Source organism: Herbiconiux flava, assembly GCF_013409865.1.
In the GTDB taxonomy this organism is placed as follows: domain Bacteria; phylum Actinomycetota; class Actinomycetes; order Actinomycetales; family Microbacteriaceae; genus Herbiconiux; species Herbiconiux flava.
Genome location: NZ_JACCBM010000001.1, coordinates 830,675 through 850,095, shown reverse-complemented (window position 1 = coordinate 850,095; position 19,421 = coordinate 830,675). Strand labels below are relative to the sequence as shown.

17 protein-coding genes and 1 tRNA gene are annotated in these 19,421 nt (G+C 72.1%); 11 read left to right on the top strand and 7 right to left on the bottom strand.

Annotated features, from left to right (window positions below):
- Positions 1-25 precede the first annotated feature (25 nt).
- Positions 26-2,008: a M13 family metallopeptidase gene (locus tag BJ984_RS04015; protein WP_179546927.1), complete on the bottom strand. Its 1,983-nt coding sequence runs from the start codon at positions 2,006-2,008 to the stop codon at positions 26-28.
- 100 nt (positions 2,009-2,108) lie between these two features.
- Here BJ984_RS04015 and BJ984_RS04010 point away from each other — a divergent pair, with 100 nt between their 5' ends.
- Positions 2,109-3,428: an MATE family efflux transporter gene (locus BJ984_RS04010; RefSeq protein WP_179546926.1), complete on the top strand. Its 1,320-nt coding sequence runs from the start codon at positions 2,109-2,111 to the stop codon at positions 3,426-3,428.
- A 70-nt stretch (positions 3,429-3,498) separates the two neighbouring features.
- On the opposite strand, the gene BJ984_RS04005 is transcribed toward BJ984_RS04010, so the two are convergent.
- The 3 genes from BJ984_RS04005 to BJ984_RS03995 form a co-directional block, all read right to left on the bottom strand.
- Entirely contained in the window at positions 3,499-4,263 is a 765-nt protein-coding gene (locus tag BJ984_RS04005; RefSeq protein WP_179546925.1) for an MBL fold metallo-hydrolase, read from the bottom strand.
- Between the two features lie 4 nt (positions 4,264-4,267).
- Positions 4,268-5,947, bottom strand: coding sequence for an MFS transporter (locus BJ984_RS04000; protein ID WP_179546924.1), 1,680 nt, complete (start codon positions 5,945-5,947; stop codon positions 4,268-4,270).
- An 80-nt stretch (positions 5,948-6,027) separates the two neighbouring features.
- Positions 6,028-7,092, bottom strand: coding sequence for a LacI family DNA-binding transcriptional regulator (locus tag BJ984_RS03995; RefSeq protein WP_179546923.1), 1,065 nt, complete (start codon positions 7,090-7,092; stop codon positions 6,028-6,030).
- A gap of 87 nt (positions 7,093-7,179) precedes the next feature.
- Between BJ984_RS03995 and BJ984_RS03990 the strand changes: the two genes are divergently transcribed.
- The 3 genes from BJ984_RS03990 to BJ984_RS03980 are packed head-to-tail and all read left to right on the top strand — an operon-like array spanning position 7,180 to position 9,577.
- Complete coding sequence (locus BJ984_RS03990; RefSeq protein ID WP_179546922.1) at positions 7,180-8,412, top strand: MFS transporter; 1,233 nt, start codon at positions 7,180-7,182, stop codon at positions 8,410-8,412.
- A 42-nt stretch (positions 8,413-8,454) separates the two neighbouring features.
- The gene (nucS, locus tag BJ984_RS03985; RefSeq protein ID WP_173182071.1) at positions 8,455-9,150 is read left to right on the top strand and encodes an endonuclease NucS; all 696 of its coding nucleotides are present in this window, start codon (positions 8,455-8,457) and stop codon (positions 9,148-9,150) included.
- A gap of 25 nt (positions 9,151-9,175) precedes the next feature.
- Complete coding sequence (locus BJ984_RS03980; protein ID WP_179546921.1) at positions 9,176-9,577, top strand: SseB family protein; 402 nt, start codon at positions 9,176-9,178, stop codon at positions 9,575-9,577.
- Between the two features lie 49 nt (positions 9,578-9,626).
- Here BJ984_RS03980 and BJ984_RS03975 read toward each other — a convergent pair whose 3' ends face one another.
- Positions 9,627-10,799, bottom strand: a complete 1,173-nt coding sequence (locus BJ984_RS03975) for an SLC13 family permease (protein WP_179546920.1) — start codon at positions 10,797-10,799, stop codon at positions 9,627-9,629.
- Between the two features lie 74 nt (positions 10,800-10,873).
- On the opposite strand from BJ984_RS03975, the gene BJ984_RS03970 reads away from it, so the two are divergent.
- The gene (locus BJ984_RS03970) at positions 10,874-11,545 is read left to right on the top strand and encodes an HAD hydrolase-like protein (RefSeq protein WP_179546919.1); all 672 of its coding nucleotides are present in this window, start codon (positions 10,874-10,876) and stop codon (positions 11,543-11,545) included.
- A gap of 22 nt (positions 11,546-11,567) precedes the next feature.
- Here the strand turns inward: BJ984_RS03970 and BJ984_RS03965 are convergent, their stop codons facing one another.
- On the bottom strand, positions 11,568-12,698 hold the full coding sequence (locus BJ984_RS03965) for a choice-of-anchor D domain-containing protein (RefSeq protein ID WP_179546918.1): 1,131 nt from the start codon (positions 12,696-12,698) through the stop codon (positions 11,568-11,570).
- 98 nt (positions 12,699-12,796) lie between these two features.
- Here BJ984_RS03965 and BJ984_RS03960 point away from each other — a divergent pair, with 98 nt between their 5' ends.
- A complete protein-coding gene (locus tag BJ984_RS03960) occupies positions 12,797-14,095 on the top strand; it encodes a hypothetical protein (protein WP_179546917.1) in 1,299 nt (432 codons plus the stop codon).
- A 40-nt stretch (positions 14,096-14,135) separates the two neighbouring features.
- On the top strand, positions 14,136-14,894 hold the full coding sequence (locus BJ984_RS03955; protein ID WP_179546916.1) for an alpha/beta hydrolase: 759 nt from the start codon (positions 14,136-14,138) through the stop codon (positions 14,892-14,894).
- 81 nt (positions 14,895-14,975) lie between these two features.
- Here BJ984_RS03955 and BJ984_RS03950 read toward each other — a convergent pair.
- Positions 14,976-15,059, bottom strand: a tRNA-Leu gene (locus BJ984_RS03950).
- A gap of 227 nt (positions 15,060-15,286) precedes the next feature.
- Between BJ984_RS03950 and BJ984_RS03945 the strand changes: the two genes are divergently transcribed.
- From BJ984_RS03945 to BJ984_RS03930, 4 genes are read left to right on the top strand one after another with little or no spacing between them, the layout of a single operon-like run.
- Positions 15,287-16,060: an FhaA domain-containing protein gene (locus BJ984_RS03945; protein ID WP_179546915.1), complete on the top strand. Its 774-nt coding sequence runs from the start codon at positions 15,287-15,289 to the stop codon at positions 16,058-16,060.
- A gap of 7 nt (positions 16,061-16,067) precedes the next feature.
- Positions 16,068-16,664 carry an FHA domain-containing protein FhaB/FipA gene (locus BJ984_RS03940; RefSeq protein WP_179546914.1) on the top strand — a complete coding sequence of 199 codons (597 nt, stop codon included), beginning with the start codon at positions 16,068-16,070 and terminating at the stop codon, positions 16,662-16,664.
- A gap of 3 nt (positions 16,665-16,667) precedes the next feature.
- Positions 16,668-18,023 carry a PP2C family protein-serine/threonine phosphatase gene (locus BJ984_RS03935; RefSeq protein WP_179546913.1) on the top strand — a complete coding sequence of 452 codons (1,356 nt, stop codon included), beginning with the start codon at positions 16,668-16,670 and terminating at the stop codon, positions 18,021-18,023.
- Positions 18,023-19,420 (top strand): FtsW/RodA/SpoVE family cell cycle protein, encoded by a 1,398-nt coding sequence (locus BJ984_RS03930; RefSeq protein ID WP_179546912.1) that lies wholly within the window; start codon positions 18,023-18,025, stop codon positions 19,418-19,420. Before BJ984_RS03935 ends, BJ984_RS03930 begins: the two co-directional genes overlap by 1 nt.
- Position 19,421: the final 1 nt, after the last annotated feature.

Genomic DNA, 19,421 nt, shown 5'->3' with positions numbered 1-19,421 from the left:
GCTCAGCTGCTCCTCACCTCGTCGTTCACCAGATGGTGACACGGTCGGCTGGGTCCAACCAGAGTCCGTCGGAGGACGCCACGTCGAAGGCGGCGTAGAACTCGTCGATGTTGCGCACGATCTGGTTGCAGCGGAACTCGTTCGGCGAGTGCGGGTCGATCGACAGCAGCCGGATGACCTCCTCGTCGCGCGACTTCTGCTGCCAGGCCTGCGCCCAGGAGAGGAAGAAGCGCTGCGCCCCGGTCAGCCCGTCGATCACCGGCGGCTCGGCACCGTCGAGCGAGATGAGGTAGGCCTTCCACGCGATGCCGAGCCCGCCGAGGTCGCCGATGTTCTCGCCGATCGTCAGCGCACCGTTCACGTGGTGGTCGGGCACCTGGGCCGGGGCGAGGGCGTCGTACTGCGCGATGAGCGACGAGGTCAGCTTCTCGAACGCCTCCCGGTCGGCCTCGGTCCACCAGTCGGTGAGCCGCCCGTCGCCGTCGAAGCGCGAGCCCTGGTCGTCGAAGCCGTGCCCGATCTCGTGCCCGATCACCGCGCCGATGGCGCCGTAGTTGGCCGCCGCGTCCCGGTTCTCGTCGAAGAACGGGTGCTGCAGGATGGCCGCCGGGAACACGATCTCATTGAAGCCCGGGTTGTAGTAGGCGTTGATCGTCTGCGGCGTCATGAACCACTCGTCGCGGTCGAGCGGCTTGCCGATCTTGCCGAGCTCGCGCTGGAACTCGAACTCGCTGGTGGCGCGCACGTTGGCGATCAGGTCGGTGGGGTCGATCGAGAGCGCCGAGTAGTCGCGCCAGCGCGCCGGGAAGCCGATCTTGGGCGTGAACTTGACCAGCTTCTCGAGGGCGCGCTCGCGGGTGGCCGGGCTCATCCACTCGAGGGTCGAGATCGACTGGCGGTACGCCTCGATCAGGTTGGCGACCAGCACGTCCATCGCCGCCTTCGCCGTCGGCGGGAAGTGCTCCTCGACGTAGATGCGGCCCACGGCCTCGCCCATCGAGCCCTCGACCAGCGAGACCCCGCGCTTCCAGCGATCCCGGATGCTCGGGGTGCCGGTGAGCGTGCGCGCGTAGAAGTCGAAGTTCTCCTCCACGAAGTCGCCCGAGAGGTAGGGCGCCCAGCCGTGCACGACGTTCCAGGCGAGCCAGTCCTTCCAGCTCTCCAGCGGCGCCTCGACGAGGGCGGCCCCGAGCCCGGTCACGAAGCTCGGCTCGCGCACGACGAGCTCATCGAACACGCCCTCCGGGGCCTCGAGCGCGTCGCGCCAGAGCCCGATCAGCTCCGCGCCCGAGGTCTCGGACGCGGACGACGGGGCAGCCGGCAGCGACAGCAGCTCGCTCCAGGTGAGCAGGTTGTAGGTGGCCTGCGCGTCGCGGGTGCGCACGTTGTCCCAGTGCGAGGCGGCGAGCAGCGACTCCAGCTCGAACACGCGCTGGGCGCGGCGGGGGGCCTCGTCGAGACCGGCGAGCCCGAGCATCCGCTCGACGTGGCCGACGTAGGCCTCGCGCACCGAGGCGAACTTCTCGTCGCGGAAGTAGCTCTCGTCGGGCAGCGAGATGCCGCCCTGCTCGGCGAACACGAGGTAGCGTTCGGGGTTCCCCGGGTCGTTGTCGACGAAGAGCCTCAGGATGCCCGGCACGCCCTGCCGCTCGAGACGCCCCAGTGTGCGCGCGAGCGAGGCGCGGTCGTCGATGGCGTCGACCAGCGCGAGCTGCGGCTCGAGCGGTGCGGCGCCGAGGGCCTCGATGCGCTCGACGTCCATGAAGCTCGTGTAGAGGTCGCCGAACTTTCGCGCCTCGGTGCCCTCCGGAGCGCCGGTGGACTCCTCGATGATCGTGCGAACGGCCTTCTCGGCCTCTTCGGCGAGCACGTAGAACGAGCCGTAGCGGGCCTTGTCGTCGGGGATCGCGGTGCGGGCGATCCACCTGCCGTTGACGTGGCGGAACAGGTCGTCCTGCGCGCGCACGGTGGGGTCGAGTTCGGTGAGGTCGATTCCGGAAGCAGTCACGAGGCAACTCTACGCACCCACCCCTGACACCCATCCAGGGTCGGTGCGCGACGCAGGCCCGAGCCCGTCCGGCGTCGGTGGCCCGATCTAGGCTGAGCAGATGCCGAGCCTCGACCGCGACATCCTGCGCCTCGCGGTGCCCGCGCTCGGCGCGCTCGTGGCCGAGCCCCTGTTCCTGCTCACCGACACGGCCCTCGTGGGGCATCTCGGCGAGACCGAGCTCGCCGGCCTCGGCGTCGCGAGCACCCTGCTGCAGACCGCGGTGGGCCTGCTGATCTTCCTCGCCTACGCCACCACCCCCGCGGTCGCCCGGCGGCTCGGCGCGGGCGACCGGCCGGGCGCCGTGAAGGCCGGCATCGACGGCATGTGGCTCGCTCTCGGCATCGGCGTGCTGCTGGCGCTCGTGGCCTGGCCGCTCGCCGCCCCGCTGGTGGGGCTGTTCGGCTCGACCGCCGCGGTCTCGGCCGAGGCGACCACCTATCTGACGGTCTCGCTGATCGGCCTGCCCGGCATGCTCGTCGTGATCGCCGCCACCGGCCTGCTGCGCGGCCTGCAGGACACCCGCACCCCGCTCGTCGTCGCGGTCTCGGGCTTCGCCGTCAACGCCGCGCTGAACGCGCTGCTGATCTACGGCGCCGGCTGGGGCATCGCGGGGTCGGCCGCCGGCACCGTGTTGGCGCAGTGGGGGATGGCCGCCGTCTACGTCGTGATGGCGGTGCGGGCGGCCCGGGCATCCGGTCTGTCGCTTCGACCGGGCCTCGACGGGGTGTCGGGCGCCGCTCTCGCCGGGGGCTGGCTGCTGCTGCGCACGGCCAGCCTGCGCACGGCCCTCGTGGCGTCGGTGGTCGTGGCCACGTCGCTCGGGGTGACCGAGCTCGCGGCGTTCCAGATCGCGCTGACGGTGTTCTCGACGCTGGCGTTCATCCTCGACGCGCTGGCGATCGCCGGGCAGGCGCTGGTCGGGCACTCGCTCGGAGCCGACGAGGTCGACCGGGTGCACGCGGTCACAGGGCGCCTGATCCGGTGGGGCATCGGCTCGGGCGTGGTGCTCGGCGTGCTCGTCGCGGCGGTGGCGCCGTTCGCCGGGCCGGTGTTCAGCTCGTCGCCCGAGGTGCAGCAGGCCGTCACGGCGACGCTCCTGACGATGGCGGTCGGCATCCCGCTGGCCGGCTTCGTGTTCGTGCTCGACGGGGTGCTGATCGGGGCGGGGGATGCGCGCTACCTCGCCCTGGCCGGGCTCGTCACCCTCGTGGCCTACCTGCCGCTGCTGATCGTGGTCGACGTCGTGCGTCCGCCGGGCGTCGCGGGGCTGGTCTGGCTGTGGGTCGCGTTCGGCTTCGGCTACATCGGGGCGCGGGCGCTGACGCTCGGGCTCCGGGCGCGCGGATCGCGGTGGATCGTGACGGGGGCGCCGGCCTAGACGCGCGACAGCTGCGCCACGCACGGCGCCGGCCTCATGCGGCCCGCCGGCCTCGTGCGGCCCCGCCGGCCTAGACCTGCAGCGCGAGCCCCGGCACCGCCACGTCGATGGGCCCGTCGAAGTGAGCGGATGCGCGTGCCCGCGCCTGCTCGCCCGTCACCGTCTCGGCGCGATGCGTCAGCACGAGCCGCGCGGCCCCCGCCGCCGTGGCGGTGCGACCGGCGTCCTCGGGGGTGTGGTGCGCCGGCACGCCGTCGGGCTCCCGGTCGTAGCCGGCCTCCACCAGGAAGAGGTCGGCCCGCTCGCCGATCTCCTCGAGCGACAGGCAGGGTGCCGAGTCGCCCGAGTAGGCGAAGCGACGGCCGCCCTCCTCAACCGTGAGCCCGAACGCCGGGACCCCGTGCTGCACCGGCCCCCACGAGAGCGAGAGGCTGCCGATCCTCGCGTCCCCGAAGCCGCTCATCGGCCGGTGCTCGAACACCCGCGGCAGCTCGTCGACCGAGTTCGGGCCGAGGTAGGCGGCGAGGCGCTCGAGCATGCCCTCCGGGGCGATCAGCGGGATCGGTCCGCTCGGCCGGTGCTCGGAGAAGCGCAGGGCGTAGTACGCGACCAGCAGGTCGGCCGAGTGGTCGGCGTGCCGGTGCGAGATCACGATCCCGTCGAGCCGGTCGAGGTCGACGTGCCGCTGCAGTCCGGCGAAGGTGCCGGTGCCGGCGTCGATCCAGACGGTCGTGCGCCCGCCGTGCGCCGAGGGCTCGCCCTGCAGCAGGTACCCCGAGCAGGGGTCGTCGGGTCGCGGGTAGGGGGTCGCGGTGCCGAGCACGGTGAGGAGCATGCCCCTATCCTCCCGTGCGCGGCTCCGGGTTCCCGCCGACGGGCGGCTCGCCGGCCGGCTCGGCGGCCGGCTCCGCGCCCCGTTCGGCCGCTGCACCGCCGGCGTACTCGCGGAACAGCTCGTGCTCGCGCTCGCGCCGCGGATAGAAGAGGAACACCAGCACCGCCCCGACCAGCATGGTGAGCATCCCGGTCGCGTAGGCCCAATCGGCCCCGTCGAGGAACGACTGCCGCGCGGCCGCCACGATCCCGTCGGCGTACTCGGGGTACTGCTTCGCGATCGACACCGCCCCGTCGAACGACTTCTGCAACTGGGCGGCCACGCTCGAGTTCACCTCGCCCTGCACGTCGGCGGGAGCATCCGCTATCGACTTCGCGATGGCCGCCGCGTACCCCGCCGTGAGGATCGCCCCCAGCACCGACTGCATGATCGACCCGCCGAGGTCGCGCTGCAGGTCGGAGGTGCCCGACGCCATGCCCGCGCGCTCGACCGGCACCGAGTCGGTGAGCGAGCGCGACGACGGCGGCCCGGCGAGCCCCACGCCGATGCCGATCAGGGCGTAGCCGACGCCGACGGGCAGGTAGCTGATCCCGACGTCCCAGAAGAGCAGCATCGTGAGGAAGCCGAGCAGGCAGAACGCGAAGCCCAGCAGGAACACGACCCGCGCCCCGAACCGCAGCACGAGCCGGCTCGACAGCGGCGCCGCGAGCACCATCAGCAGCGCCGCGGGCAGGATGCTCGCCCCCGCCTCGAGCGCCGAGTACTGCAGCACGTTCTGCAGGAACAGCTGCCCCACGTACATCGCGCCCATCAACGACCCGAACACGATGATGCCCCCGACGGCCGCCACCCAGAAGGTGCGGCGGGCGGCGATGCGCAGGTCGTAGAGCGGATGCGCGGCCCGCCGCTGCCGCAGCACGAAGCCGATGCCCGCCACCACCGCGACGGCACCGAGCCCGAGGGCGAACAGCTGCGCCCCGGGCACCGCGGCGAAGTTGATCGCCAGCACCAGCGCGGCGACCAGCACGATCGACAGCACGCCACCCGGATTGTCCACGGGATCGGTGCCCTCGTTCACCTTCGCGGGCACCACGAGCAGCACGATCACGAGCGTCACCGCCGCGAGCGGGATGGTCATCAGGAAGACCGCGCTCCAGTCGAAGACGCCGATCAGGTAGCCCGAGGCCAGCGGGCCGAGCGCCGAGATGGCGCCGCCGAGGCCCGACCAGAGGGCGATCGCGGCGATGCGCTTCGGCCCTGTCCAGAGCGCGGCGATCAGCGCGAGGGTGGTCGGGTAGGCCATGCCGGCCGCGACCCCGCCGAACACCCGGGCCAGGAAGAGCACCTCGATGCCGGGCGCGTAGGCGGCGAGCAGCGCCGCGGGGATGCTCAGCGCGAGGCCGAGCACGAGCATCCGCTTGCGCCCGTAGCGGTCGCCGAGGGCGCCGAGGTAGAGCACGGAGCCCGCGAGGCCGAGCGAGAAGCCCACCGCCACGAGGTTCAGCGCGGTCTGCGAGGCGTCGAAGGCCTGCCCGATCGAGGGCAGGGCGACGTTGGCGACCGAGAGGTTGAGGTTGGCGACGCCCGAGGCGAGGATGAGCGCGAGCAGCACGAGCCCGCCGCGCGCGGGCGCGGTGCCGGCCGTGGCTCGGCTCGCCGTGTCTCGTGCCGCAGCTGCCCCCATGCGCCACCCCTCCCCGCGGATGCCCGGCGGCACCTGGCACGACAGTAGCGCCCCGCCGCCCCGCCGTGCCAGAGCCCCGGTCAGGCGGGGACGGGGCCGGTCGTGTCGCCGAGACGCAGCTCGCACGCGAACTGGAGGGAGTGGGCCTCCTCGCCGGCGATCAGCGCCGCCACCGCCTCGCCTGCCGCCCGGCCCTTGTCCGCCGCCGGCTGGCGCATCGTGGTGAGCTCGTGGCCGGTCAGGCCGTCGATCCGCACCCCGTCGAAGCCGGTGACCGAGAGGTCGTCGGGCACCCGGAGCCCGCGCTCCTCGGCCGCCCGCAGCACGCCGACGGCGAGCAGGTCGCTCTGCGCCATGATCGCGGTGGGCCGCTCGCCGGCGGGCACATCTAGCAGTGATCCGGCCGCCGCGGCGCCGTTCTCGACCAGGTTGAAGCCCGCGGTGAAAGCCGTCAGCCCAGGGAAGACCCGGGCCGCTCCGCGCAGCCGGTCGGCCGTCACCGGCGCCGTGATGACCGGCAGCTCGTCGAGGGTCACCCTCCGCGAGACCCGGTCGGGGTCGACCCCGAGCAGCACGCTGCCCACCCGTCGGTGCCCGAGCGCGTGCAGGTGCCGGGCGAGCTCCTCGGAGGCGTTCACGTTGTCGAGCCCGATGTCGACCACGCCCTCCCGCTCCCCTCCCTCGATCGAGACGAGTGGGATGCCCCGCCGCCCCAGCGCGGCGATGACGTCGTCGAGCACGGTGCTGCAGCCCATCAGAACGGCGGCGTCGACCGCGGCCGAGCGGATGCCCTCCCCCACCGCGCCCGTCTCGGTGAGCAGCAGCAGGCCGTTGCTGTCCACGCCGAGGCCGTCGGCGATGCCGTCGAGCGTCTGCACGTTGACCGGGTCGCGGAACGCGTGCAGCAGCTTCTCGTCGAACACGATGCCCACCACCCCCGACCGCCCCTGCCGGAGAGACCGGGCCCGCGGATCGGGCCCGCCGTAGCCGAGCTCGGCCGCCGCGGCGAGCACCCGGTCCTTCGTCGCCGGAGAGACCGGGCCGGCACCGCTGAAGGCGAGCGAGGCCGTCGACCGGGACACGCCGGCGCGCTCCGCCACGTGCGACAGGGTCGCCCGGCGCGCGCCTTGCGAGTGGCCGGTCATGCTCGCTACTGTAGTCGAATCGATTCGATCGAAACGATTCGATTTCACGACGATCGCCCGGCCCACTTCGAGTCACCGAGGATTCCCATGACGACCACGACGCTCACGCTCCGTCAGCTGCACGCCTGGCGCAATGCGATCTTCGTCATCTTCGCCCTGAGCGGCGTCTCCATCGCGAGCTGGGTCGCCCGCCTGCCGGCCGTGCGCGACCAGCTCGGCATCGACACCGCGCAGGTGGGCCTGCTCATCTTCGCCATGTCGGCCGGCTCGGTGATCGGGCTCATCGCGGCGCCGCCGATCATGGCGCGCATCGGAGCCCGGGCCGGCATGGTGATCGTGCTGGGCCTCGTCTCGGTGGGCCTCGTCGGCATCGGCCTCGGCACCGACACCCTCGTCAGCCCCGCCGTCGTCGCGATCGGCCTCGCATTCTTCGGCTTCGGCAACGGAGCGGTCGACGTGATGATGAACGTCGAGGGCGCCGCCGCCGAGCGCGCGATCGGCAAGACGCTGATGCCCCTCATGCACGCCTTCTTCAGCTTCGGAACCGTGGCCGGCGCCGGCATCGGGGCCCTCGCCTCCGCTCTCTCGGTGCCCGTGATCGCCCACCTCGCCGTGATGGCCGTCGTGGTGCTCGTGGCGGTGGTCGTGGCCATCCGCTTCGTGCCGAAGGGGGTCGAGGCCGCCGAGCTCGACGACACGCCGAAGAAGCCGCTGCGCGAGCGCCTCGTCGAGTCGCTCGGCGTCTGGCGCGATCTTCGGCTGCTCGCCATCGGCCTGATCATGCTCGGCATGGCTTTCGCCGAAGGCTCGGCGAACGACTGGCTCGCCATCGCCATGGTCGACGGCTACGACCAGTCCAACACCACGGGCGCGATCGCGTTCGGCGTGTTCACGGTCTCGATGACCGTCGGTCGTGTCGCGGGTGGGCCGGTGCTCGACCGCTTCGGGCGGGTGCCGGTGCTGAGGGTGAGTGCAGCCCTGGCCGTGCTCGGCCTGCTGCTGTTCATCTTCGCCCCCGCACCCTGGCTCGCCTTCGTCGGCGCGGCGTTCTGGGCGCTCGGGTCGTCGCTCGGCTTCCCGGTCGGCATGTCGGCCGCCGCCGACACCCCCGACCCGCAGCGTTCGGCCGCCCGCGTCAGCGCGGTCGCGATCATCGGCTACACCGCGTTCCTCGTGGGCCCGCCGGTGATCGGCCTGCTCGGTCACGAGTTCGGCATCCTGAACGGGCTGCTGCTCGTGCTGGTGCTCGTCGTGCTCGCGGGCCTCGCCTCCCCGGCCGCGCGGGAGCGCGCTCCCCTCGAGGCCGCGCCCAGCCCCTGACCCGCGGGAGGCAGGTGCCGGGCGGGCGGTTACGCTCTACAGGTGCGTCTCGTCATTGCCACCTGTTCCGTCGACTACGCCGGCCGCCTCAGCGCCCACCTCCCGCTCGCGAAGCGGCTGCTGATGCTGAAGAGCGACGGCAGCATCCTGGTGCACTCCGACGGCGGCAGCTACAAGCCGCTGAACTGGATGAGCCCGCCCTGCAGCATCACCGTGCAGGAGCCCGACGCCGACCAGGCCGAGGCGGGTATCACCGAGCTCTGGAAGGTGACGCAGAAGAAGACCGACGACGTGCTCGTCGTCTCCCTCTACGACATCGAGCACGACTCGGCGCACGAGCTCGGCATCGACCCGGGTCTCGTCAAGGACGGCGTCGAGGCGCACCTGCAGAAGCTCCTCGCCGAGCAGATCGACCTCCTCGGCGACGGCCACACGCTGGTGCGACGCGAGTACATGACCGCGATCGGCCCCGTCGACATCCTGGCGCGCGACTCGGCCGGGGCATCCGTCGCCGTGGAGATCAAGCGCCGCGGCGACATCGACGGCGTCGAGCAGCTCACCCGCTACCTCGAGCTGATGAACCGCGACCCGCACCTCGCCCCCGTGCAGGGCGTCTTCGCCGCGCAGGAGATCAAGCCGCAGGCGCGCACGCTGGCACTCGACCGCGGCATCCGCTGCGTCACGCTCGACTACGACGCGATGCGCGGCCTCGACGACGCCGACTCCCGCCTCTTCTGAGTCACCGGCTGGATAGGGTTGAGGGGTGGCTTCCCGCAGACCCGCCTTCCCCAAGTCGTACTCGAACCGGCCGCTGCGCAAGGCGCTCGAGACCTTCGCGGCACTGCCGAACCGCACGACGCTCGACGCCCTCCTGACGGCGATGCGCACGGGCGGCCTCGTGGTCGACATCACCGGCACGACGGATGCGGCCGACCCTCAGCTGCGCACGGTCCTGTCCACGACGGGTGAGCTGGTGCTGCCGCTGTTCACCTCCATCGCCGAGCTGCGGCTCGCCGTCCCCGAGGAGCAGCGGGCCGCCGCCCAGGCGATGATCCTGCCGGCTCCGGATGCGCTGGCCCTCGTCTCGACCGCCGACTTCGTCGCCGTGCAGTTCGACGCCGGAACACTGGGCCAGGTCGTCAAGCGCGAGTTCGTCGAGGCGTGAAGGTCGGGCTCGGGCATCCGCTCACTGCAACCGACTGACGAGAGACTTCTCAGGCCGTGAAGGCCAGCGCCAGGGTGGCCAGCGGCACGATGATCACGACCGCGATCAGGCCGAGACCCATGAAGCGGGGCCACGAGATGGTGACGCCGAGGGCCGTGAGGCGCTGGTGCCAGAGCAGGGTCGCGAGCGACGCCCACGGTGTGACGAGCGGCCCGAGGTTGACGCCGATCAGCAGGGCGACCAGGCGCAGCTGGCTGCCGGCCTGCGGCTCGAGCACGAGGTAGGCGGGCAGGTTGTTGATGCCGTTCGCGCTGACCGCGGCCACCGCCGCGAGGTGCAGCAGGCTCAGCGGGTCGTCGCCCGAGCCGCTGACGGAGGCGAGCAGGTCCTCGAGACCGTGCGCGTGCGCCGCCTCGACCAGCACGAACAACCCGAAGGCGATGCCGAGCGCCTGCCAGGGCACGAGCGACACCGCGATCGCCTCGCGCCGGCGCACCAGGAACGCGCCGAGCAGCAGCACGGCCGCGACCCCGGCGACCCAGGCGACCTCGAGGCCCGAGACGAGCATCGGCAGCAGCAGCACGACGACGACCGCCGAGTAGACGAGCAGGCCGCGATCCCGGATGGGCGTGCGCTCGGGGGTGAGGTACCGCCCGACGAGCCGCGAGCGGTAGACCACGGAGAGGATGACCACGCTCACGACCACACCGACCAGGGCCGGAGCCCAGACCACGCCGAGGAACTGCACCGGCCCGCCCTCGAAGAAGCGCGCGGCCAGCAGGTTCGTCAGGTTCGAGACCGGGAGGAAGAGGGAGGCCGTGTTCGCCAGCCACACGGTCGCGAGCGCGAACGGGATCGGCGAGACCCCCACGTGCAGCGCCAGCACCACGACCACGGGGGTCACCAGCACGGCCGTCGTGTCGAGTGAGAGGAAGGCGGTGCTGACCACGGCGAGCGCGATCACGAGCAGCCAGAGCGCCCAGATGCGGCCCCGGCCCCAGCCGGCGATGCGTTCGGCGAGCGCGGTGAACACCCCGGCGTCGCTGGCCAGCTCCGCGACGATCGTGATGGCGATGACGAAGGCGAGCACCGGGGCCACGCGCTCGACCAGAGCGGTGAAGTCGGGCCACGGCAGCACGCCGGTGGCGACCACGACGACCGCCCCGGCGAGCAGGAGCAGCGTGATGACCACGGGGGCGCGGCGGGCGAGGGAAGCGACCATTTCAGGGCGAGTCTAGGGTGGCGGAGCTGCACGGCCGCTCCGGTGGGCCGCGGGGCGACTCTAGGATTGGGCGGGTGACTCAGCAGAACCCGTCCAAGCCGTGGTCGTGCATCCTCTTCGACCTCGACGGAACCATCACCGACTCCGCCCCGGGGATCATCGGCCGGCTCTCGCGCACCCTGCAGGCGATGGGGCGGCCGGTGCCGCTGCCTGCGGAGCTGGTGGCGTTCGTGGGGCCGCCGATCCTCGACGGGTTCCGTGACGTGGCGTCGATGACGGAGGCCGAGGCGCGCGAGGCGCTCGTCGTGTATCGCGGGCTCGCCGCCTCGGAGGGCCCGCAGGACGACGCCCGCGTGTACCCGGGGATGATCGGGCTCGTGCGCGCCCTGCACGCCGCGGGCATCCCGCTCGCGATCGCGACCTCGAAGTCGGAGACGCAGGCGCTGCGCATCCTCGAGCACCTCGACGTGGCCGACTGCTTCGAGGTGATCTGCGGCTCGTCGGAGGACGAGACCCGCAGCGCGAAGGCCGATGTCGTGGAGGAGGCGCTCCGTCGCCTGCGCGAGCAGTCGATCGACCTGACGAACATCGTGATGGTGGGCGACCGCGAGCACGACATCATCGGCGCCGCGGCCCACGGCGTTCCGGTCATCATGGTCGAGTGGGGCTACGGCTCCCCGGCCGAGTCGGTCGGCGCGATCGGCGTCGTGCACTCGGTCGACCAGCTCCGCACGGCCCTCCTCTAGCCCGTCCGCACGCCGACTGTCGTCAGCCGTGCAGACGACGGCGACGGATGCCCAGCACCACCGCCGCGGCACCACCGACGAGCATCACGAGGCCGAAGCCCGACGCCACCATCGGGGCCGCCCCGGTGCTCGCGAGCGATGCGCCCGGGCCCGTGCTGCCGCCCCGACTGCTGCCGGATCCGCTGCCGGCCGACCCCGAGCCGCCGGCACCAGGCGCGCCCGATGCCGACGGCGTGGCGGTGGACGTCGAGGTCGGCTGAGGAGTGGCGGTCGACGTCGGGGTGGGAGTGGCGGTGGCTGTCGGCGTGGGCGTCGGAGTCGGCACCGCGGTCGCCGCCGCCGTGAACGGCAGAGCCACGACGACGCTCGGCGCCTCGGGGTTGCCGTTCATCGTGCGCCCGGTGATGGTGACGGCGCCCGAGAAGGTGCCCGCCGCCGTCGGGGTGAAGGTCAGGTCGACGGTCGCACTCTCCATCGGCCGGTAGGTCGTGCCGGCGCCGAACGACGACCCCGTCACCCGCACGGCACCCACGGTGGCCCCGCTGCTGTCGGTGACCTTGACGTCGCCCTCGCCGAACGACAGCGGATCGATGCCACCGACCGTCAGGGTCAGCCGCCGGGTCACAGCCGTGCCGAGCTTCACCGACCCGAACCCGAGCGTCGCCGACCCGTCCGGAGTCGCGATGTCGAAGTGCGCCCGTGCGGTCGTCAGCGACTCCGAGTGGAAGTTCAGGGTGAGCGGCATCGATCCGACCCGGTCGTTCGACACGAGCATCAGCGTCACCGCCTGATTCGCGACCGTCGGGGCCGGCGGCGCCGTGAGGGTGACCGAGATCGTGCGCCTTTGGCCGGGAGCGATCACGTTCCCGCCCACGATCGTGGTCGAGGAGAGGGCGAACGGCGAGGTGAGCGCCGAGAGCGGTGCCGGATCGATCGTGATCGAGTCGATGCCGTCGTTCAGTAGCTCGATCGTGCGCGGGATGACGCTCCCCTGCTTGACGTACCCGAAGTCAGGAGTGAGAACCGGAAGCGAGACCGAGATCTGGTCGCCGGGGGCAGCGGAGGCGGGCGCGACGACGCCGCCGAACATCCCCGCGGCCAGCAGCACCCCCGCGAGGACGGCGGCGGTACGGGAACGATGCAGAGAGAACATGGCCCCAACCTCGCGCAGAAGCGCCGACGAGCGTTATGAGCAATCACTACTCAATGCGAAGCCGGGCCGCATCCACGAAGCCTCCGTAGGCTGGACCCATGGACGGATTCGACCTGCTCCCGAGCGCGATCACCCTCGGCGCCGTCCTCGTCACCCTGGCCGCCGCCTCCACGGTGCTGCGCCGCCGCGGCACGAGGCAGCGCACGGCCGAGGCCCAGCGCCGCACCGTCGCCCCCACCCGCCTCCCCGTCGACGAGCTGATCAAGAGCGCCAACATCCAGCTCGTGCAGATGGACGACGCCATCCGCGACGCCGACGACGAGCTCGAGTTCGCCCGCGCCGAGTTCGGCGACGCCGCCGTGCACGACTTCGCCGAGGCACTCGGCACCGCGAAGAAGCGCGCCTCCGAGGCCTTCGCCCTCAAGCAGCGCCTCGACGACTCCGTCCCCGACACCGAGCAGGAGCAGCGCGACTGGAGCAAACGCATCCTCTCCCTCAGCGACGCGGCCCTCGCCCTCGTCACCGCGCAGACCCGCGCGATCACCGATCGCCGCCGCGCCGAGACCGCCGCCCCCGACACCCTGGCCCGCCTGAGCGACCGAACGGCCGAGGCCCGCACCCGCGTACCGCTGGCCACCGCCACCCTCGCCGAACTCCACGACGCCTACGACCCGGCGGCTCTCGAGGCGATCGAGGGCGCCGACGACCGCGCGCGGCAGGCCCTCGACGCAGCCGATGCCGCCCGGGCGCAGGCCCACGACAGCCTCCGGACCGCCGCCGTCGCGCCCGTGGACAAAGAGGTGCGGCGCGCCGAGGCGCTCCTCCGCGAGGCCGTCGCCCTCCTCGACTCCGTCGACCGCACCCGCGACGCCCTCCGCCAGGCCCGCCTCGACCGCGCCTCCGCCCTCGACGCCGCGGCGTCCCGGCTGCGCGACGCCGACGAGCTGCGACAGAAGGTCGCCGACCCCGACGCCGCCCAGCGCATCCTCGACGCCGAGAAGCGGATGCGCGACACCGTCGCCCTGGCCGAGACCCGCCGCCCCGCGCATCCGGCCGCCGACATCGACGCCCTCGACGCCGCGGCCGCCGAGCTCGACCACGCCCTCGCGACGGCGCGCACCGCCCAGCAGCGCCTGGACTCGGCGCGCGAGGCCCTCGTCGGAGCCCTCGCCATCGCCGAGAGCCACATCCGCACGGCGAGCGAGCTCATCTCCTCCCGCCGGGGCGGCGTCGGCACGGATGCCCGCACCCGCCTCGCGGCCGCCGAGCGCGAGCTGCAGCTCGCCCGCCTCGAGGCCGACCCCGTCGCCGCCCTCGACGGAGCCCGGCGCGCCGCCACCCTCGCGACCGACGCAGACGCCCTCGCCCGCTACGACACGATGCACGCCCGCCGATGAACCCGCCCACCGACCGGCCCACCCCGATGGGCGCACGCTGATGGCGACCCGACGCCGACGCCCGACCGGCCGCATCCTGAAACCCCTGGCCCTCGCGATCGCCACTCTCCTCGTCGCCGTCGTCGTCGGCTTCCTCGTCGACGCCCACACCACCTACGCCGCCGAACTCGAACCCGTCCAGGCGGTCGCCGCCGATCCCGCCGTCGACATCGCCTGGACCCACGGCGACGTCGTGATGACCCCCACCGGCCCCCCGAACGGCACCGGCCTCGTCTTCCTCGCCGGCGCGAAGGTCGACCCGCTCGCCTACGCGGACAAGCTCAGCGGCATCGTCGACTCGGGCACGACCGTGGTGATCGTGCGCCCGATCCTCAACTTCGCGATCCTCGAGTTCCGCCCCTTCAGCACCTTCACCGAGCTCGCCCCGGGCGTCGACGACTGGTACGTCGGCGGCCACTCCCTCGGCGGCGTCAAGGCCTGCCAGTACGCCACCGACGCCGACGCCGACGTTCGGGGCCTCGTGCTCCTCGGCTCCTACTGCGCGGGCGACCTGAGCGACAGCGACACACCCGTCCTCTCCGTCTCGGGAAGCGACGACGGCCTCAGCACCCCCGCGAAGATCGACGCCTCCCGCGCCGACCTCCCCGCCGACGCCCGCTTCGTCGTGATCGAGGGCGCGAACCACGCCTCCTTCGGCGACTACGGCCCCCAGCCGGGCGACGGCACGGCCTCGATCGACGACGAGCGGATGCGCGCCCGGCTCACCACCGCTCTCGACGACTTCCTCGCCGCCCCCTGAGCGGCACCGAACCGAACGCAGGAACGACGAATGCCGGCCCCCGGAGGTACTCCTCCAGCCGACCGGCATCCCATTCGTCCGTGCGCGAGGGGGGACTTGAACCCCCACGCCCTTGCGGGCACTGGCACCTGAAGCCAGCGCGTCTGCCAATTCCGCCACTCGCGCGAACTAGGAGAGATTAGCACGCGCGCGAGGCAGGTGCGAAACCGGGCGGGAAGGGCCGTGCCGCGGGTCCGCGAAGGGCTGAGAGTGCATTAACACCCAAGACAAGTAACATCGACGTAGCATTCACGCCTTAAAGAGCCCGCGCCGCCTGCGCGGAGCATCGAACGACACCCCGACGCCTCCCTCCCGAGGCCGAGCGATGCCGGGAGAACAGGAAACGGAGAGACGTGGGAATACTGGACAACTTCGAGAAGGGTCTCGAGCGCGCCGTCAACGGCGCCTTCGCGAAGACCTTCCGCTCGGGGCTCCAGCCGGTCGAGATCTCCTCCGCGCTGAAGCGCGAGCTCGACACCAAGGCGGCCGTCGTCTCGCGCGACCGCATCCTCGCGCCCAACAGCTTCCGCGTGCTCCTCGCCACCGGCGACTACGAGCGCATGACGGGCATCGGCCCGACCCTCCTCGACGACCTGAACCAGATCGTCCAGCAGCACGCCTCCCAGCAGGGCTTCCAGTTCGCGGGCGGCGTCTCCATCGAGCTGGTCGACGACCCCAAGCTCACGACGGGCGTCATCCAGATCGACTCGGCCAACGTGCAGAGCGAGGTCAGGTGGATGCCCGTGCTCGACGTCGCGGGCCGCCGCCACCCGATCACCAAGGCGCGCACCGTGGTGGGGCGCGGCAGCGACGCCGACATCACGATCGACGACACCGGCACCTCCCGCAAGCACGTCGAGATCCTGTGGGACGGGCAGCACGCCCAGGCCCGCGACCTCGGCTCGACCAACGGCTCGCAGCTGAACGGCCGGCCGTTCCAGCGTGCCAACCTCGATCCCGACTCGGTCATCCAGATCGGCCGCACGACCATCGTCTTCCGCATCGTCCCGCAGACCGGGCCGGCGGGCGCCGCCGCCCCCCGGAGCACACCGGGAAGCGCCCCGCGCAGCGCCCCGGGCGGCACTCCGGGAAGCGGCTCCCCCGACGCCGGCGGATTCTGGCGGTAGGCGGGCCATGAGCGAACTCACACTCCTCATCCTGCAGCTGGCCTTCCTGGCCCTGCTCTGGGTGTTCATCTTCATCGTCGTCTACGCGATGCGCTCCGACCTGTTCGGGCAGCGTGTGCGCAAGCTGCGAAGCGACGCAGCACCCGCCGCCGCAGCCGCCGGCGGCGGCGCAGCCGGGGCCAGGTCTTCGAACGCCGCGCAGGCCCCGGCACCGCAGACCCCCGCGACCCCGGCTCCGCCCGCCCCGAAGGTGCCCACCTTCGTGCCGGCCCCTGGCACCGAGCTCTCCGGCCCGCCCCGCGCCAGCACGGCGAACGCGCGCCGCCTCGTCATCACCTCGGGCCCGAAGAACGGCAGCGAGATCCCGCTCGGCACCGAGCCGCTCACGATCGGCCGCTCGAGCGACTCGAGCGTGGTCATCCGCGACGACTACACCTCCACCCATCACGCGCGCCTGATGGTGTGGGGTGAGGAGTGGGTCATCCAGGACCTCGACTCCACCAACGGCACCTTCCTCGACGGCCAGCGCGTCACCTCCCCCGTCCACGTTCCCCTGAACACGCCGATCCGCATCGGCGCCACGAGCTTCGAACTGCGGCGGTAGCCGGTGGCGATCGTGACCGTGAGCGCGGCCGTGTCCCACGTGGGCAAGATCCGCTCCAACAACCAGGACTCCGGGTTCGCGGGCGAGACGCTCTTCGCGGTGGCCGACGGCATGGGCGGGCACGCGGGCGGCGACGTCGCGAGCGCCCTGGCACTCCAGCGTCTGGCCGAGATCGACGGCGAGTACGGGTCGGCGGTCGACGCCGAGTTCGCGCTGCAGGAGGCGATCGTCGCCGCGAACGCCGTGCTCACCGAGACGGTGTACGAGCATCCGGAGCTCACCGGTATGGGCACCACCCTCAGCGCCCTCGTGCGGGTGGGCCACAGTGTCGCACTCGCCCACATCGGCGACTCGCGGGTGTACCGCCTGCGCGACGACGTGCTGACCCAGATCACGGTCGACCACACCTTCGTTCAGCGCCTCGTCGACTCGGGCCGCATCACCCCCGAGGAGGCCAAGACCCACCCGCGCCGCTCGGTGCTGATGCGGGTGCTCGGCGACGTCGACGCGGCCCCCGAGGTCGACCTCCAGGTCATGGACACCCGGCCCGGCGACCGGTGGATGCTCTGCTCCGACGGCCTCTCGGGTGTGGTCGAGCACGACGACATCGAGAAGGTCCTGAAGAACCAGGTCTCGCCGAGCGACGCCGCGAACGCCCTGGTCAAGGAGAGCCTCGACCACGGCGCCCCCGACAACGTCACCGTCGTCGTGGTCGACGTGCACCAGTCGCTCGAGACCCCCGAGGTCGAGCCGGTCATCGTCGGCTCGGCGGCCTCGCCCATCGCCTTCGAGCAGCGCACCGGCCGCCGCACCACCCGTTCCACCAACCTGGCCGGCATCCCGGGCCTCCGCCTGCACCCGCGCGGCCCCGCGAGCACCGAGCCGAGCCACTTCGAGCCCGGCTCCGAGGACTACCTCGACGAGCTGATCGAAGAAGACCGCCGCCGCGGCCGCCGACGCAAGATCACCTGGCTGGTCGGCGCCATCCTCGTGATCGCTCTGGTCGCGGCGGGTCTCTGGGCCGGCTACCGCTGGACGCAGACGCGCTACTACGTCGGCGAGTCCGACGGCTACGTCTCGATCTACCAGGGCATCCAGCAGGGTGTCGGGCCCATCTCGCTCTCGCACGTCTACCAGCAGACCGAGATCGAGTCCGACGCGCTCACTCCCTACGCCCAGAACCAGGTCGAGAAGACCATCACCGCCGATTCGGTGCAGGATGCCCGGGAGATCGTCGAGCGCCTGAACTCCGCGACCCCCACCGACGAGGGCGGCGCACCCTCCACCTCGACACCCACCCCGACTCCCGCGCCGGACGGCACGCCCCCGCCCACCCCGACCGGAACCCCGGCCCCCTGATGTCCGCCGCCCCCACCGCTCCCGTCTCCCCCACTCCGGCCGCCACACCGGGCAAGGGCATCCGACGCATCCGCGTGCCGCAGAAGCTGCGCAACCTCGAGCTGTTCCTGCTGCTGTTCGTCTGCGCGGTCAACGCCTTCGCGGTCGTGATCGTGCAGTTCGGCGCGCTGGGCTCGGCCGATCTCACCGTCGTGACCCTGGGCGCCGGGCTCGCCGTGCTCGTGTTCGCCATGCACATCGCGCTGCGGCTGGTGGCCACGAACGCCGACCCCTTCATCCTGCCGATCGCCTCGCTCCTGAACGGCATCGGCATCGCGATGATCTACCGAATCGACATCGCCGAGAAGCTCACCGGCTGGGAGTCGACCGCGCTTCGGCAGGTGGTCTGGACGGCCGTGGCGGTGGCCCTCGCGATCGCCGTGATCGTCGTCATCCGCAACCACCGCGTGCTGCAGCGCTACACCTACGTCGCCGGGCTCGTCGCCGGTGTGCTCCTCCTCCTGCCGATGCTGCCGGTGCTCGGCCAGGAGATCAACGGCGCCCGGGTCTGGATCCACGTCGGCTCGTTCTCGTTCCAGCCCGGCGAGGTGGCGAAGATCGCCCTGGCCGTCTTCTTCGCGGGCTACCTGGTCTCGCGCCGCGACAGCCTCTCGATGGTGGGTCGACGGATGCTCGGCCTCCGCTTCCCGCGCGGCCGCGACCTCGGCCCCATCCTGGTGCTCTGGGCCCTCTCGATGGCGATCATCATCTTCCAGCGCGACCTCGGCACGGCGCTGCTCTACTTCGGACTGTTCGTGGTGATGATCTACGTCGCCACGGGGCGGGCGAGCTGGGTCGTGCTCGGGGTCGGCCTGTTCCTCGCCGGCGGTGTGATCGCCGGGCAGGTGCTCGTCTACGTCAACGACCGCTTCACGAACTGGCTCGACGCCTTCAACCCCGCCGTCTACGACGCCCAGGGCGGCAGCTACCAGCTGGTGCAGGGGCTGTTCGGCCTCGCCAACGGCGGGCTGATCGGCACGGGTCTCGGCGAGGGCCGGCCCGACATCACCCCGCTGGCGCAGAGCGACTACATCATCGCCTCGCTCGGCGAGGAGCTGGGGCTGGCCGGCCTGTTCGCCATCTTCGGCCTCTACCTGCTGTTCATCTCGCGCGGCCTCCGCATCAGCTTCGCGGGGCAGGACGACTTCGGCCGGCTGCTCGGCGTCGGCCTCTCGTTCACGCTGGCGCTGCAGTGCTTCATCGTGATCGGCGGCGTCACCCGGGTGATCCCGCTGACCGGTCTGACGACCCCGTTCCTCGCGGCCGGCGGATCGTCGCTGGTGGCCAACTGGATCATCGTCGCGCTGCTGCTCCGCCTGTCGGACACAGTGCGCAATCAGCCGAGGCTGGTGATCTAGA

Bases quoted from the DNA above. Each gene is read 5' to 3' on its own strand.
- BJ984_RS03955 (WP_179546916.1), top strand. From the start codon at position 14,136: ATGGCGACCCGACGCCGACGCCCGACCGGCCGCATCCTGAAACCCCTG.
- BJ984_RS03990 (WP_179546922.1), top strand. From the start codon at position 7,180: ATGACGACCACGACGCTCACGCTCCGTCAGCTGCACGCCTGGCGCAAT.
- BJ984_RS03940 (WP_179546914.1), top strand. From the start codon at position 16,068: ATGAGCGAACTCACACTCCTCATCCTGCAGCTGGCCTTCCTGGCCCTG.
- BJ984_RS04000 (WP_179546924.1), bottom strand. From the start codon at position 5,947: ATGGGGGCAGCTGCGGCACGAGACACGGCGAGCCGAGCCACGGCCGGC.
- BJ984_RS03975 (WP_179546920.1), bottom strand. From the start codon at position 10,799: ATGGTCGCTTCCCTCGCCCGCCGCGCCCCCGTGGTCATCACGCTGCTC.
- BJ984_RS03930 (WP_179546912.1), top strand. From the start codon at position 18,023: ATGTCCGCCGCCCCCACCGCTCCCGTCTCCCCCACTCCGGCCGCCACA.
- BJ984_RS03960 (WP_179546917.1), top strand. From the start codon at position 12,797: ATGGACGGATTCGACCTGCTCCCGAGCGCGATCACCCTCGGCGCCGTC.
- BJ984_RS03995 (WP_179546923.1), bottom strand. From the start codon at position 7,092: ATGACCGGCCACTCGCAAGGCGCGCGCCGGGCGACCCTGTCGCACGTG.
- BJ984_RS04005 (WP_179546925.1), bottom strand. From the start codon at position 4,263: ATGCTCCTCACCGTGCTCGGCACCGCGACCCCCTACCCGCGACCCGAC.
- BJ984_RS03965 (WP_179546918.1), bottom strand. From the start codon at position 12,698: ATGTTCTCTCTGCATCGTTCCCGTACCGCCGCCGTCCTCGCGGGGGTG.
- BJ984_RS04010 (WP_179546926.1), top strand. From the start codon at position 2,109: ATGCCGAGCCTCGACCGCGACATCCTGCGCCTCGCGGTGCCCGCGCTC.